Origin of the sequence: Allobosea sp. (genome assembly GCF_017308075.1) — a bacterium.
Taxonomy (GTDB): Bacteria; Pseudomonadota; Alphaproteobacteria; order Rhizobiales; family Beijerinckiaceae; genus Allobosea.
In genome coordinates, this window is the sequence record NZ_JAFKFX010000028.1 from 146553 (window position 1) to 160317 (window position 13765).

Here is a 13765-nt window from a genome sequence, read left to right on the forward strand (position 1 = left end):
TCGATTGCGCGCTCAAGGTTTCGTCCGTGCGGCGACCGCGTGGAAGAAGGAGCCGGTGACGAGGCCACGCCGGCTGCCGGCCGGCACCGGGGCGGAGCCATGCGGGTCGCTGACCACTGCGAGTGGCGGGTCGTCGCCTTGCGAGACGATGCTGGCATAATGGAACTCATGGCCGCTCAGGCGCGCGCCCGCCGCTCCGAGCAGGCAATCGGCTTCCAGTACGGCGTTGCGGTAGCCGAGATTCATCTTGCGCTTGGCAAAGCTGGTCTCGACCGCGAGCAGCCCTGCCATGGCATGGCTTACCCCGTCGGCATCGGTCAGGCTCCGGCCGAGCACCATATAGCCGCCGCATTCGCCATGGACGGGGCGCGTCCGGGCGAAGGCGCGCAGGCCGTCGAGGAAGCGCGAGGCCGAGGCGATCCGCCCGGCATGCAGCTCCGGATAGCCGCCGGGCAGCCAGCAGGCGTCGCAATCGTCCGGGGGCGCCTCGTCGGCCAGCGGCGAGAATGGGCGGAGTTCGGCTCCTTGCGCCCGCCATCCGGCCTCGACATGCGGGTAGACGAAGCTGAAGGCGGAGTCGCGGGCGATGGCGATGCGCTTGCCGGGGGCGGGCAGGGCCGGAGCGGCCTCGCCCGATACCGGCAGCATCGTCGCGCCGGCCGCAGCGACAACCGCATCGAGATCGACCGCGCCTGCGACCGCTTCCGCCAACGAATCGAGCCGGGCATGCAAATCCTCGGTCTCGCCGGCCTGTACCAGGCCGAGATGGCGCTCGGGCAGGATCAGGCTGGCCTCGCGCGGCAGTGCGCCGAAGACCGGCAGGCCGATCCGCTCCATGCCGGCGGCGGCGAGCCGGCGATGGCGTTCGCTCGCGACCTTGTTGAGGATGACCCCGGCGATCCTGATGCGCGGATCATAGAGCTTGCAGCCAAGCGCGACCGCCCCGGCCGATTGCGCCTGACCGGAGACGTCGACGACGAGCACGACCGGCCAGCCGAGCAAAGCGGCGATGTCGGCGCTGGCGCCGGTGTGCCCTTCCGGCCCCGGGACGGCGTCGAACAGGCCCATCGAGCCCTCGGCGACGATGATGTCGGCATCCTGCGCCGCCTTGCCTGCGATGCCGGCAAGCAGCGCGTCCGGCATCGCATAGCTGTCAAGATTGGCGCTGGCGGCGCCGGTCGCTGCGGCATGGAAGGCCGGGTCGATATAGTCCGGCCCGCATTTCAGGCCGCGCACGGCAAGCCCGCGTCGGGTGAGCGCCCGCTGCAGGCCGAGCGTGATCGTGGTCTTGCCGGAGCCGGAGCGCGGTGCGGCGACGAGCAGGCCCCTGGCCGTCATGCCTGTCCCCCGCGCGGCCGGAAACGGCGGTCATAGCCGGTGGAATACAGTGCGCTCTCGCCGAAATCGGCACTGCCGAGGGCCGGGCCGACCAGGATCAGTGCGGTCCGTTCGAGATCGGCGGCGCGCACCTGCGCCGCGATGTCGGCGAGCGTGCCGCGCAGCACCCGTTCATCCGGCCAGGAGGCGCGAAACACCACCGCGACCGGGCAATCGGCGCCGTAGAACGGCGTAAGCTCGGCGGCGACCTGCTCGATCACATGGATCGAGAGATGGATCGCGAGCGTCGTCCCCGAAGCGGCGAAGGTCGCGAGCTTCTCCTTTTCCGGCATGGCCGAGGCGCGGCCGGAGGTCCGCGTCAGCACCAGCGATTGCGCGACGCCCGGCAGGGTGAGCTCGCGCTTCAGCGCGGCGGCGGCGGCGGCGAAGGCCGGCACACCCGGCGTGACCTCATAGGGAATGCCGAGCGCTTCCAGCCGGCGCATCTGCTCGCCGGTCGCGCTCCAGATCGAGATGTCGCCGGAGTGCAGCCGGGCCACGTCCTGGCCCTGCTCATGCGCCGCCGCGATTTCGGCGATGATCGCGTCGAGATCGAGCGGGGCGGTGTCGACGATGCGCGCGCCCGGCGGGCACCAGCCGAGCATCGCCTGCGGGATCAGCGACCCCGCATAAAGGCAGACCGGGCAGGAGGCGATCAGGTCGCGCCCGCGCAGGGTGATCAGGTCGGCGGCGCCCGGGCCGGCGCCGATGAAATGCACGGTCATAAGGCGTTCTTGTCCGGTTCGGCGCTGCGGGCGAGCGCGCATGTGACGCGGCTCGTGGCGATGCGCGGCTGCACCAGCACGGCGCCCGGCCCGGCGGCGGCCAGTGCTGCCGCCTCCGCCACCGAGCCGACGCCATAGAGACCTGCGATGCGGGTCGAGCGCGTGGCGCAGGCGGCCTCGAAGCCGGCCAGCGCCTCGTCGGGAATAGCGACGAGTTCGACATCATGCGTCCGGGCGATGGCGGCGAGGCCGGGCTCGCCGAAGCGCGAGGCCAGCGTCGCCAGGCGACCGACAGCGCCCGCAGGAAGACCGGCGGCCGCCAGCGCTTGCGTCAGGCAGGCCTCGATATCCGCCTCCGAGGTACCGGGGCGCAGGCCGATGCCGGCGGTGATGCCGGAGCTCACGGCTTCACCACCCGCCATTGCGTCACCGGCATCGCCGGCCGCCAGCCATGCATCGTTCCGACCGGATCGAGATGAGCGATGCCGATGCGGCGCAGATTGCCGCCATGCTGCGCGAACAGCGCCGCGAGCCGCGCCTCGCCCTCGATGGTCACGGCGTTCGCGACCAGCCGGCCGCCCGGCTTCAGCGCCGCGAAGGCGGCCTCGAACAGGCCGGGATCGCCGAGCCCGCCACCGATGAAGACCGCATTGGGTGAAGCCTTGCCGGCGAAGCTCGCCGGTGCCTTGCCTTCGACGATCTCGATCGGCACTGCGCCGAGCGTCAGCCGGTTGCGACCGATGCGTGCCGCCCGCTCCGGGAGCTCCTCGAAAGCGATCGCGCGGTTGTGGCGGTGGCGCAGGCACCATTCGATGCCGATCGAGCCGGAGCCGGCACCGACATCCCAGAGCAGCTCGCCGGCGCGGGGTGCGAGTGCCGAGAGTGTGATCGCGCGGATGTCGGCCTTGGTCAGCTGGCCGTCATGCTCGAACCAGTCGTCGGCGAGGCCGTTGGCCAGAGGCAGGATGCGGGCATCGGCGCCGGCGACGACGCTGACCGCCAGCATGTTGAGCGGCACGATCCCCTCAATCGCGAAGGCGTCGGCACGCGTCTCGCGGATGCGCTCCTTCGGGCCGCCCAGCGCTTCGAGCACGGTGAGCGAGCTGCCGCCGAGGCCACGCTCCGACAGCAGCGCGGCGACGGCGGCGGGCGTCGATTCGTCCCAGGACAGCGCCAGGATGCGTGTCCCCGGCTGCAGCAGCGGGATGATGCGCTGTAAGGCCCGCCCGTGCAGGGAGACCAGCGCGCACTCCTCCTGAGGCCAGCGCATCCGCGTGCAAGCCATCGAAAACGCTGACAATTGCGGGATAACCCGCATTTCCTCCGGAGGGAGTGCTTTGGTCAGCCCGGCTCCGATGCCGTAATGGAACGGGTCGCTGGTGGCCAGAACGCAGACCGCCCGCCCGCGTTCGGCCAGGATCGCCGGTAGCGCATTTCTGAAGGGTTGGGGCCATGCCCGGGCCTCGCCGGGGACCTTTCCGATCAGCTTGAGATGGCGCTCTCCCCCGAACACGATCTCGGCCTGTTCGAGTGCCGCGAGAGCCTCTCGGGTTAGTCCGGCGCGGCCATCCTCGCCGAGTCCGACCAGCGAGAGCCAGGGGCCATGCTGCGCTGCGCTCGACAGCTTGTCGGTTTCAGGCGACAAAAGATTCATGACCGTCCTCATCCTTGGTGGCACCAGCGAAGCGGCTGCACTTGACCAGCTTCTGGCTGAGCAGGCCCCCGAGATCCGTGCCGTGATCTCTCTCGCCGGCCACACCTCCGATCCGCGGCCGCTGTCGCTGCCGACCCGCATCGGCGGCTTCGGCGGCATTGCCGGTCTGCGGCGCTATCTCGTCGAGGAAGGCGTGGTCGCGGTCATCGATGCGACCCATCCCTTCGCCGCCATCATGCCCTTTCACGCGGAGGCCGCCTGCAAGGCCGAGGGCGTGCCGCTGCTCGCGATCAGGCGCGAGAGCTGGCGGCCTCGGGCCGGCGACCGCTGGCGCAGCGTGCCGAACATTGCCGCCGCTGTCGAGGCGCTCGGCGCCGAGCCGCAGCGCGTCTTCCTGACCATCGGCCGGCTCGAGCTGCCGCATTTCTTTGCGGCACCGCAGCACCGCTATCTGATCCGGGTCATCGAGCCGGTCGGCGAACTGCCGCTGCCGCATGCCAAGGTCCTGCAGCAGCGCGGGCCTTTCGAGGCCGAGGCCGAGGAAAGGCTGATGCACCGGGAGGGGACGCAGATCCTGGTCAGCAAGAATGCCGGCGGCTCGATGACGCTCGGCAAGCTCGTCGCGGCGCGCCGGCTCGGCCTGCCGGTGATCATGGTCGAGCGGCCGCCCAAGCCCGATGTCGAATACGTCACCCATATCGATCAGGTTCTGCCCTGGCTGGTGGCGCAGGGGCTCTTCGTCACAGAACGCGGCGTATAGACAAAGGGGGCTTTTCCCTCGCGCGCGATCAGGCGCGTGCCGCTCGCACCGATCATCACCAGCGTCGCCATGTCGGCCGTGCCTGCTGCTTCATGAGCTTCGCTCAGCGTCAGGACGCGCAGTGCTTCGTCGGCCCGGCCGATGGCGCGCGCGAACAGCACCGGCGTGTCGGCCGCCCGGACAGCGAGTGCGAGTTCCAGCGCCTTGCCGAGCTGCCAGGGCCGCGCCTTCGAGATCGGATTGTAGAGGCAGATCACGAAATCCGCCCGCAGCACCGCCTCCAGCCGGGCGGTGACGACGTCCCAGGGCTTGAGATTGTCCGATAGCGAGATCGCGCAGAAATCGCCCCCGAGCGGGGCGCCGGCCGCCGCGGCCGCTGCCAGCATCGCGGTCACGCCGGGTTCGACGGTGATCGTGAGCTCGCGCCAGCCGGGCTTGCCGGCCTCTACAGCCTCGAATACGGCGGCCGCCATGGCGAAGACGCCGGGATCGCCGCCGGAGACCACCGCGACCTTCTTTCCCGCGGCGGCGAGTTCCAGCGCATGCCGGGCCCGGTCGATCTCGACGCGGTTGTCGCTGGCATGCTTGCTCTGGCCGGCCCGGGCGGGGATACGGTCGAGATAGGGGCCATAGCCGATAAGGTCGCTGGCCTGATCGAGTGCCGCCTGTGCCGCCGGCGTCAGATAGCGCGCTTCGCCGGGGCCGAGCCCGACGACGGTGAGAGAGCCGGTCACAGCCGTCGCCCTTCGCCGGGCACCAGGATCATCGAGAAGTAAGGCGCCTCGTCATCGGGCTTCTCGGCCAGCCTCACCACGCGCTGGTCGGCCATGGTGGCGCGCTCGACATAGATGGCGCGGTTGATCAGCCCCGCTTGCTGCAAGGCTCGCCTGACCTTGGGCAGGTTGCGGCCGAGCTTCATGATCACCGCCGCATCAGTGTCGACGAGACGGCGCGTCAGCTCGCCTTCGGCGAGCGTGCCCGGCAGCACGGTCATCACGTCGTCGCCCCAGGTGATCGGGGCGGCGGCCCGCGTCCAGGCACCGGCCATTCCGGTGACGCCCGGCACCACCTCGGTCGGGAAACGCTGGGCGAGGCGCCGCCAGAGATGCATGAACGAGCCGTAGAAGAACGGATCGCCATCGCAGAGTACGGCGATGGTGCGGCCGGCGGCCATTTCATCCGCGAGCCTTTCGGCAGCGGCGTCGTAGAAGGCGGCGATCGGCCCGGCATAGCCTTCTTCCTCGACCGGCACCTCGGTCGTCACCGGAAAGGCGAGCTCGATCTCGCGGGCGGCGTCGGGCGCGATGATCGCATCGGCGGTGACGCGGGCATTGCCGCGCCGGCCGCGCTTGCAGAAGTGCACGAGACGGTCGGCCTTGAGGATGATGTCGCGGGCACGCACTGTCATGTAGTCGGGATCGCCGGGGCCGAGGCCGACGCCGAAAAGCAGGGTGCGGGGGGCTCGTTCGCTCACCCTCTTACTCCTTCACCTGCGCCAGCGCGTTGACCGCCGCAGCCGCCATCGCCGAGCCGCCGCGCCTGCCATGCACCACGAGGAAGGGCACGCGCCCGTCCAGCGCCAGCGCCTCCTTCGATTCGGCCGCGCCGACGAAGCCGACGGGGATGCCGATCACGGCGGCCGGCTTGGGCGCTCCGGCATCGAGCATGTCGAGCAGGCGGAACAGCGAGGTCGGCGCATTGCCGATGACCACGAGGCTGCCCTCCAGATGCGGCCGCCAGAGCTCCATCGCCGCGGCCGAGCGGGTCGTGCCCATCTCCTGCGCCAGCTTCGCCACCGAAGGGTCGGTGAGCGTGCAGATCACCTCGTTGCCGGCGGGAAGGCGGGCGCGGGTGACGCCGTCGGCGACCATGCGGGCATCGCAAAGGATCGGTGCGCCCTTGGCCAGGGCCGCTTCCGCGGTCGCCGCGAAATCCGGCGACATCGCCACGTCCTTGGGCAGATCGGTCATGCCGCAGGCATGGATCATCCGCACGACGACGCGCTCGGCGGTGCCGGAAAAGCCGGAGAGGTCGGATTCGGCCCGGATGATGGCGAAGGAGCGCTCGTAGATCGCGGCTCCGTCGCGCAGATAGGCGTGGCGCGTGTTCAAATCTTCATTCCCGATGGTGCGCTGCGGCCTCGAGGCGCGCGCGGATGTCCTGACCCGGTTCGAGCCGGCGCACAAGTTCCGCCAGCGTCAGATGTGCGATCGGCTTGCCACGGGTGCTGCCGGCGAGGATGACGTCGTAGCCGGCCTCGCTGGCCAGGAGGGTGAGGTCGGCAGCGCCCTGGCGGGCGCAGGATTTGACGCAGCCGGAAAGATGCAGCGTCAGCCCCTCCGCCAGCAGGGGCGCCAGGACCTGCGACAGAGGTCCAGCATCAGCGAGCGTCGCTGCGGTGGCACGATCGCAGGCCGGCGCGCCGGCACAGGCCGAGACGGGCAGGCGCGGGTCGCTTGGCGAGAGCACGAGGCCTTCTTGTGCGAGGGCGGCAGCCAGCTCCTCGGCGGCGGCGCCCGAAACCCCGCAGAAGCCGAGACCGCGCCAGGGCGAGAGCCGGATCTCTTCGATCGCGAAACGCTCGGCCAGTTCCGCGAGTCGGGCCAGGCTTGCGGCGTCGCCGCGGCCGAAGGGCAGGCCGGCGAGGACTGCGAAACGGTTGTCCCGCTCGGCGGCGACGCCAACCGGTGCAGGGGAAGGGCGCGCCGTGGGAGCCGGCATCGGAGCCAGGCCGCACACGGCGGCGAGCGCGTTCAGCGCCTCGTCGTCGAGCTCGCGCATGCGCCGGACCTCGCCGCTTCTGACGCGCGCCTCGGCGGTGAAGCCGGTGAGCAGCATCGCGGCGATCGCGGGCGCAGTTGCCGGATCGACCGGTCCGAACCAGAGCCCGCCCGGCAGGCCGAAGGCGACGGCCTCGATGGCGACGGCGCGCAAGCGCAGATCGGCCGCAAAATCGTCGAGCGCCAGAGGGCCGCCGCCATCGACCACGATCGAGAACTTGGCCGGCAGCCCCGCGACGCGGCGGCCGGCGCTTTCGACCGCTGCGGCGAGGGCGGCAGCGTCGAGCAACTCGCCCGCTTCACGGCCGGCGAGCGGCGAAGCCAGCACCAGCCGGTGCGGCCCCTCGCCCGTCGCCTCGTCGACCAGCCCGGCGGCGAGCAGTTCCGCGACCAGTGCCGAATGTGTCTCTTCGCGCACGCCGCGCAGCTGGAGATTGCCGCGGCTCGAAATCTCGATCTGCCCGTTGCCATGGCGGGTCGCCAGTTCGCCGATAAATGCCAGCTGCGCCGGCGAAAGCGCTCCGCGCGGTGGATGCAGCCGCACCAGCCAGCCATCGCCGGTCTGCATCGGCCGCAAGGTGCCGGGGCACCAGCCGCGTCGCATCGTTGCGGGGGCGGGCAGGCTCATTCCGCCGCCTCCCGCTCGGCGGCGAGCAGCGCCGTGGAGTTCAGCCGGCTGCGCCAGAGCCCGCGCGTCTGCGCCTCGGCGAGACGCGAGCGGATCGAAGCGGCGGCCGGCGCGTTGACCGCCTCCAGCGCCTGCCAGGTCGCGGCATTGCCGCAATAGGCCTGGAACACCGCATCGAACAGGGCGTCCGAGACGGCGTCCGTGCTCGCGGCATAGACGAAGAGCGCATCGACCGCCTCGGCGAGCTCGGCCGCGCCGCGCCAGCCATGGGCGAGATGGCTTTCGATCCAGCGGGGATGACAGAGCCGGCCATGGACGATGCGCGAGACATCCTCGGCGAGCGTCCGCGCCTTCGGAGCCTGCGGATCGGAGGTATCGAGGCTGTAGGTCACCGCCTCTCCGCCCAGCGCCCGCATTGCCGCGACGAAGCCGCCGATCGCATCGGCCGCGCTCGTCGCTTCCAGTATGTCGCGGCCGGCGGTGTCGCTGGCATGGATGAAGGCATCGGCCGCCGCGACCCTTGCCGCGAAGCCGATATCGGCCCGTCCTGACCCGTCCGCCCCGCCATAGGCATGGCTGCTGGCTGCGAGATAGGCCGCGCCGAGTTCGTCGCGCGAGCGCCAGTCGCCATCGAGCGCCCGGTCGGCCATGGCCGCGCCATAGCGGCCGGGCGCGGCGCCGAAGATCCGGCTGCCGGTCTCGCCGCGCCGGCGGGCGGCGGCCGGCTCGTTCCATTCCTCGGGCTCGTCGAGCGCCGCGACGGCTCTGGCGGCGGCGTCGAGCAGGGCGATCTGCGCCGGAAACGTGTCGCGGAAGGCACCGGAAATGCGGATCGTCACGTCGAGCCGCGGCTGGGCGAGCTTGGCCTGCGGCGTGATGGCGAAGCCCGTGACCCGGGTCGAGCCATGGTCCCAGACCGGCGCGACCCCCATCAGATGCAGCGCATGCGCTATGTCTTCGCCGCCGGAACGCAGGGTGGGAGAAGCCCAGAGATCCATGACGATCCGGCGCGGATAATCGCCCTCGTCCTGGAGATGGCGGGCGACTACGGCCTCGGCCGCCAGCCTCCCCAATCTGGCGGCGGCGCGTGTCGGCACGGCACGCGGATCGAGCGTCGAGAGGTTGCGCCCGGTCGGCAGCACGTCCGGGCGGCCGCGCTGTGGCGCCCCGGCGGGGCCGGGCGGCACGAAGCGGGCATCGAGGGCCTTCAGCAGGTTGCGACGCTCGTTAGCAGCCGATTCCGGATCGGCTTCCGAGCTGCCGAAGATGTGCAGGCCGTCGCGGAACTGCATCTCGGCGAGGTCGCAGAGATGCGCATCGAGCGCCGCGAGCGCGCTCGGCATGTCCTGGTCGGAGGTTACGCCGCAGGCGGCGGCGAGCCCGCTCGCTTGCGCCCGGTCGATGATTTCGCGCGCCACGATCTCGGCGCGGCGCGGATCGAGCACCTGCGCCTGCGCATATTCCTCGACGAGATCGCGCAGCAGGGCCGCCTCGCCGGCGGTTTCGTCGGCTGCCAATGGCGGTGGCAGATGGCCGAGCGTCAGAGCTGAAAGCCGGCGCTTGGCGGGGGCCGCCTCGCCGGGGTCGTCGACGACATAGGGATAGATCACCGGCAGTGCGCCGATGGCAAGGCGAGGCCAGCATGCGGCCGAGAGCGCCACCGCCTTGCCGGGTAGCCATTCGGTCGTGCCATGGGTGCCGAGATGAATCAGGGTGTCGACCCGCTCGACTTCCCGCAAGCCGAGGTAGAAGGCGAGATAGCCATGTCCCGGCGGCGCGTCGGGATCGTGATAGCGCGCCTTGCGGTCGGGCGAGGCGTCGCGAGCCGGCTGCAGGGCGATGGCGAGCTTGCCGAAGCGCATCAGACGGAAGCGGAAGGTTCCGCCGTTGCAGGCCGTGTCGGCTTCGGGGGCGCCATGGCTGGCGATAAGCGCATCGCGGGCGGCCGCTGGAATCGTGGCGAGCCAGTTGCGGTAGGCCGAGAGCGGAACGGCGAAGTCGGCGGGGCCCTCGGTGAGTGCGGACATCAACCGCCAGCCCTCATCCTGAGGAGCGGCTGCAGGCCGCGTCTCCTCAGGATGAGGGCTGAGCGTAGGGACGACGTTGCGGGCGACATCATACCCCGCCCCGGCCAGCAATTCCCGGGTCGCCAGCGCGCTCGCCGGCGTGTCGAGTCCGACGGCGAAGCCGGCGCGGCCGCCGCGGGCGGGATAGTCCGACATCACCAGAGCGAGCCGCCGCTCGGCGGCCGGCTTGCGGCCGAGCGCCACCCAGTTCGCCGCGAGCTCGGCGAGCGCGGCTATGCCGTCCGCATCGGGCGCGAGCCGGCGCAGGCTGAGGCCGGTCGCGGGATCGCTGACCTCCTGCTTGAAGGCGACAGGGATCGCGCCGAGCCTGCCGTCGAACTCCGGCAGCGCCGCCTGCATGGCGAGGTCGGCGGCGGAAAGCCCGCGTGGCGAGGCTTCCCAGGCCTCGCGGGCGCTGCCGACCGGCACGGCCTGCAAGATCGGACAATCGGCAGCGTCGAGTACGAAGCCCTCGCCCTCGCGGGCCGAGAAGGCGGTGCTGGTGATGATCAGCGCCGGCTTGCGTGCCGCGATCAGCTCGGCGAGCCCGGCCGCGACGGTAGCATCCTTGAGGCTGGTCAGGGCGAGCGGAAGCGGGGCGAGGCCGCGCTCGGCAAGGGCTGCCACGATCGCCTCGACCATCGCGGTGTCACCGGCGGCGACGCCGGAGCGATAGACCAGGACGGGAACGAGAGGCATTTCGGCCGGCAGGGCGGCGAGCGCGGTGCGCCAGGGCAGGGGCGCGGCGTCGGGGCCGAGGGCGAAGAGCGGCGGGAGCGGGAGGGCAGCGAGGTCGCGCTGTCCCTCATCCCCCTGCCGGGACCTTCTCCCCGGCGCAGCCGGGTCGGATGAGGGCAGCGTTGCGAGATAACCGTCGATACGCCCCAGCAGCCGCCGCATGTTCTCGGCACCGCCGCCGGCGTGGAAATAGCCCAGCAGCGCGCCCGCGAAAGCCGGCGGCACCGTGCCATGGCCGGCCAGCCGCTCATCCTCCCGGTCGTCGCCGGGCAGCACGGCGAGCGCCACGCCGTGCTGCCGGCAGGCGGCAGCGACCTGCTCGATCCCGTAGCGCCAGCTGTCGAGTCCGCCAAGGCAGCGCAGCAGCACGAAACGCGAGCGGCTCAACGTCTTTTCGATCAGCATGTCGATCGAGAGCGGATGCTTGCAGCGTCGCAGCGGCACGAGGCGAAGCGTGAGTGCCGCGCCTCCGCCGTCATGCTCGCCCTTGTGGCGAGCATCCATGTCTTGAACACTGGCCGTGCCAAGGGAAGGCCTGGATGGTCGGGACAAGCCCGACCAGGACGAAGAGGCCGCCGCCACCGCCGAAAGATCGCTGTCGCTGAAGGAGAGAACGATGATGTCTCCCGGCGGCAAGGCGAGGTCGACGGCGTCTTCGCCGTCGTCGAGCCTCACCTCGCTGGTCGGAAGCAGATGCATCGCATCACTTTCTCAACATGATGTCCGGAAGGCGCGAGACCGCCGTCTGGACATCATCGCTTTCAGCCCTTGAGGGCGGCCTCGACGGCGGAGCGGTCGAAGCCTTTGAGGCCGATGACGACGAGCCTGCCGTCACGGGCCTCGTCGGCCTCCCAGGCGCGGTCGTAATGGTGGCCGATGCGTCGGCCGACGCCCTGCACCACGAGCCGCATCCGCTTGCCGGGGACGGCGGCAAAGCCCTTCAGGCGCAGCACGCCTTCGGCCTCGGCGGCCTTGGCGAGGCGGGCGACGAGTTCCTCCGGCGAGCCGGCTTCCGGCAGCGGCAGGGCGACGCTGTCGAAATCGTCATGATCATGGTCCTCGCCCTCGCCATGATGCGAGGGGCGGGCCGCGAGGTCGGCTTCGGCGGCGGCGCCGAGCCCGATGATCAGGGCCGGCTCGACCTTGCCATGAGCGGTCTCGACCACCTTGATCGCCTTGGGCAGGTGCTTGGCGATCTCGGCCTTGACCCGCTCGCGCCCTTCCGCGTCGACGAGGTCGCTCTTGTTGAGCAGGATCAGGTCGGCACAGAGGATCTGGTCCTCGAACACCTCCTCCAGCGGGTTGTCGTGGTCTACCGACTGGTCCTGAGCCGCCTGTGCCTTCAGCGCTTCGGGATCGTCGGCGAACTGGCCCTCGGCGACGGCCGGCCCGTCGACCACTGCGATCACGCCGTCGACGGTGACGCGGCTGCGGATCGCCGGCCAGTTGAAGGCCTGGACCAGCGGCTTCGGCAGAGCCAGGCCCGAGGTCTCGATCAGGATGTGCTGCGGCGGGTTCGGCCGGTCGAGCAGCTTCACCAGTGCCGGCACGAAGTCATCGGCGACAGTGCAGCAGATGCAGCCATTCGGCAGCTCGACGATGTCATCCTCCGAGCAGCCCTCGATGCCGCAGCCGGCGATGAAGGAGCCGTCGAAGCCCAGATGGCCGAATTCGTTGACCAGCACGGCGAGGCGCTTGCCGCCGGCATTCTCGAGCAGATGCCGGACGAGGGTCGTCTTCCCGGCGCCGAGGAAGCCGGTGATGATCGTGCACGGCACCTTGCCGAGCGTGGGGTTCTGGGGAGCGTTCATTGATCAGATCCTTGCTGGCGCGGCAGCGGAGGCACGCGCGCGACCACGCCCTTGCGGAACGAGGCGGGTCTTTCCTTCCAGGGAACGATGCCGTTGGCGCTGGCGGCAAAGCTCTGCGCCGCGCCGACGATCTCGTCGAGATGGCTGTCGGTGTCGAGGTCACCGATCAGATAGGTCCACTTGCCGTCGGCGGCGAGCGCGATGGTGCAGGGCCGCTTGCAGACGGCGAGGCATTCGACCTCGACGACGGCGACGCGGCTGCTGGCAAGGCGCGCGGCCAGGGCCGATGCGAGCGCGACGCCCGGCCGGTCATAGCCGTCAGGCAGATCGTCGCGCTGGCGCCGGCAGGCTGTGCAGACATGGATGGTGCAGCCCGGCTCCAGCCGGGCGACGGTCGCGAGGGCGAGATCGCCTTCGAGCATGAGACTGCTTCCTTGGACTGGCGCGGCCGTTTCCGGCCGCGCGAGGCGTCAGGCCGCCGCCGTGGCGGCGCTGCGGCGCGTGGCCCAGGGCCAGAGCACGCCGACGGCGAAGCCGGTGGCGAGCCAGAGCGCGGCCTGGATGGCGAGCGAGAGCGCCGCGAAATGCGCCGCGATCTCGGCGGGGACCCGGCTTTCCGGAGCGACCGGGTGCGGCGCGCCGATTAGATGCGGCAGCAGCAAAGCGAGCACGGCGAGCGCCCTTGCCCAGGAGGCCCCGACCCGCAGGAAGACGAAGAGCGCGCCCGCGGTGACGGCTGCGGTCATCAGCCACCAGAGCTGCCGGTGCTGTAGCTCCGCCGCGGCTGCGCCCGGCAGTTCCGGCGCCAGCCCCATAGCGGGGGCGAGCCCGAAGGCGAGGAAGCCGCAGACCGCCCAGGCCAGGGCGCGGCGCTCGTCGATCCGCTCGTTCGCCGCGATCATGCCGGCGAGCAAAAGGGCGGCGAAGCCGATCGCGGTGCCGATCGTCACCAGGCTGGTGAAGGCGGTGCGCTGGAAACCGTCCTGCGGCTTCCATTCATGCTCGTCCCCATGCGCGGCCGGGCCGTGCGCGAGGTGGATGCGGGCTTCGCCGGTGAAGGCCGCCTGCATCGGTGCGGGCTGCGCGCGCAGCGCCGCCTCATAGGTCTCGGCCTTGAGGATGAGCGGTGTCGTGGTGACGTGCTGGAGCGCCGATATCAGCAGCCCAGCCAGAAGCCCGGCCAGAAGACTGACCGTGAGAACACGCGTGACCATTTGGCTTCCCCG

Annotated in this window: 13 protein-coding genes; 1 reads left to right on the forward strand and 12 read right to left on the reverse strand. The window is 70.9% G+C overall.

Annotation, left to right across the window (positions count from 1 at the left end):
* Positions 1-12: 12 nt before the first annotated feature.
* The 4 genes from J0J10_RS10180 to cbiE are packed head-to-tail and all read right to left on the reverse strand — an operon-like array spanning position 13 to position 3756.
* Positions 13-1338 (reverse strand): cobyrinate a,c-diamide synthase, encoded by a 1326-nt coding sequence (locus J0J10_RS10180; RefSeq protein WP_291646358.1) that lies wholly within the window; start codon positions 1336-1338, stop codon positions 13-15.
* Positions 1335-2102, reverse strand: coding sequence for a precorrin-4 C(11)-methyltransferase (cobM, locus tag J0J10_RS10185; RefSeq protein WP_291646359.1), 768 nt, complete (start codon positions 2100-2102; stop codon positions 1335-1337). Before cobM ends, J0J10_RS10180 begins: the two co-directional genes overlap by 4 nt.
* On the reverse strand, positions 2099-2506 hold the full coding sequence (locus J0J10_RS10190) for a cobalamin biosynthesis protein (protein WP_291646360.1): 408 nt from the start codon (positions 2504-2506) through the stop codon (positions 2099-2101). The genes cobM and J0J10_RS10190 overlap by 4 nt, the downstream gene beginning before the upstream one ends.
* Positions 2503-3756 (reverse strand): precorrin-6y C5,15-methyltransferase (decarboxylating) subunit CbiE, encoded by a 1254-nt coding sequence (cbiE, locus tag J0J10_RS10195; protein ID WP_291646361.1) that lies wholly within the window; start codon positions 3754-3756, stop codon positions 2503-2505. Before cbiE ends, J0J10_RS10190 begins: the two co-directional genes overlap by 4 nt.
* Here cbiE and J0J10_RS10200 point away from each other — a divergent pair.
* Entirely contained in the window at positions 3755-4516 is a 762-nt protein-coding gene (locus tag J0J10_RS10200; protein WP_291646362.1) for a cobalt-precorrin-6A reductase, read from the forward strand. The genes cbiE and J0J10_RS10200 overlap by 2 nt on opposite strands.
* Here the strand turns inward: J0J10_RS10200 and cobJ are convergent.
* The 8 genes from cobJ to J0J10_RS10240 form a co-directional block, all read right to left on the reverse strand.
* Positions 4459-5250: a precorrin-3B C(17)-methyltransferase gene (gene cobJ / locus J0J10_RS10205; protein WP_291646363.1), complete on the reverse strand. Its 792-nt coding sequence runs from the start codon at positions 5248-5250 to the stop codon at positions 4459-4461. The genes J0J10_RS10200 and cobJ overlap by 58 nt on opposite strands.
* The gene (locus J0J10_RS10210) at positions 5247-5990 is read right to left on the reverse strand and encodes a precorrin-2 C(20)-methyltransferase (RefSeq protein ID WP_291646364.1); all 744 of its coding nucleotides are present in this window, start codon (positions 5988-5990) and stop codon (positions 5247-5249) included. The genes cobJ and J0J10_RS10210 overlap by 4 nt, the downstream gene beginning before the upstream one ends.
* 4 nt (positions 5991-5994) lie before the next feature.
* A complete protein-coding gene (locus tag J0J10_RS10215) occupies positions 5995-6627 on the reverse strand; it encodes a precorrin-8X methylmutase (RefSeq protein WP_291633712.1) in 633 nt (210 codons plus the stop codon).
* A gap of 4 nt (positions 6628-6631) precedes the next feature.
* Positions 6632-7924: a precorrin-3B synthase gene (cobG, locus tag J0J10_RS10220; protein ID WP_291646365.1), complete on the reverse strand. Its 1293-nt coding sequence runs from the start codon at positions 7922-7924 to the stop codon at positions 6632-6634.
* Complete coding sequence (cobN, locus tag J0J10_RS10225) at positions 7921-11427, reverse strand: cobaltochelatase subunit CobN (RefSeq protein WP_291646366.1); 3507 nt, start codon at positions 11425-11427, stop codon at positions 7921-7923. The genes cobG and cobN overlap by 4 nt, the downstream gene beginning before the upstream one ends.
* 62 nt (positions 11428-11489) lie before the next feature.
* On the reverse strand, positions 11490-12539 hold the full coding sequence (cobW, locus tag J0J10_RS10230) for a cobalamin biosynthesis protein CobW (protein WP_291646367.1): 1050 nt from the start codon (positions 12537-12539) through the stop codon (positions 11490-11492).
* Positions 12536-12961, reverse strand: coding sequence for a DUF1636 domain-containing protein (locus J0J10_RS10235; protein WP_291646368.1), 426 nt, complete (start codon positions 12959-12961; stop codon positions 12536-12538). The genes cobW and J0J10_RS10235 overlap by 4 nt, the downstream gene beginning before the upstream one ends.
* A 48-nt stretch (positions 12962-13009) precedes the next feature.
* Positions 13010-13753, reverse strand: coding sequence for a CbtA family protein (locus J0J10_RS10240; RefSeq protein ID WP_291646369.1), 744 nt, complete (start codon positions 13751-13753; stop codon positions 13010-13012).
* Positions 13754-13765: the final 12 nt, after the last annotated feature.

What these genes read in the sequence shown, in the direction of transcription:
- J0J10_RS10180 (WP_291646358.1), bottom strand. Translation starts at nt 1,338, where the DNA reads ATGACGGCCAGGGGCCTGCTCGTCGCCGCACCGCGCTCCGGCTCCGGC.
- cobM (WP_291646359.1), bottom strand. Translation starts at nt 2,102, where the DNA reads ATGACCGTGCATTTCATCGGCGCCGGCCCGGGCGCCGCCGACCTGATC.
- J0J10_RS10200 (WP_291646362.1), top strand. Translation starts at nt 3,755, where the DNA reads ATGACCGTCCTCATCCTTGGTGGCACCAGCGAAGCGGCTGCACTTGAC.
- cbiE (WP_291646361.1), bottom strand. Translation starts at nt 3,756, where the DNA reads ATGAATCTTTTGTCGCCTGAAACCGACAAGCTGTCGAGCGCAGCGCAG.
- cobG (WP_291646365.1), bottom strand. Translation starts at nt 7,924, where the DNA reads ATGAGCCTGCCCGCCCCCGCAACGATGCGACGCGGCTGGTGCCCCGGC.
- cobN (WP_291646366.1), bottom strand. Translation starts at nt 11,427, where the DNA reads ATGCATCTGCTTCCGACCAGCGAGGTGAGGCTCGACGACGGCGAAGAC.
- cobW (WP_291646367.1), bottom strand. Translation starts at nt 12,539, where the DNA reads ATGAACGCTCCCCAGAACCCCACGCTCGGCAAGGTGCCGTGCACGATC.
- J0J10_RS10235 (WP_291646368.1), bottom strand. Translation starts at nt 12,961, where the DNA reads ATGCTCGAAGGCGATCTCGCCCTCGCGACCGTCGCCCGGCTGGAGCCG.
- J0J10_RS10240 (WP_291646369.1), bottom strand. Translation starts at nt 13,753, where the DNA reads ATGGTCACGCGTGTTCTCACGGTCAGTCTTCTGGCCGGGCTTCTGGCT.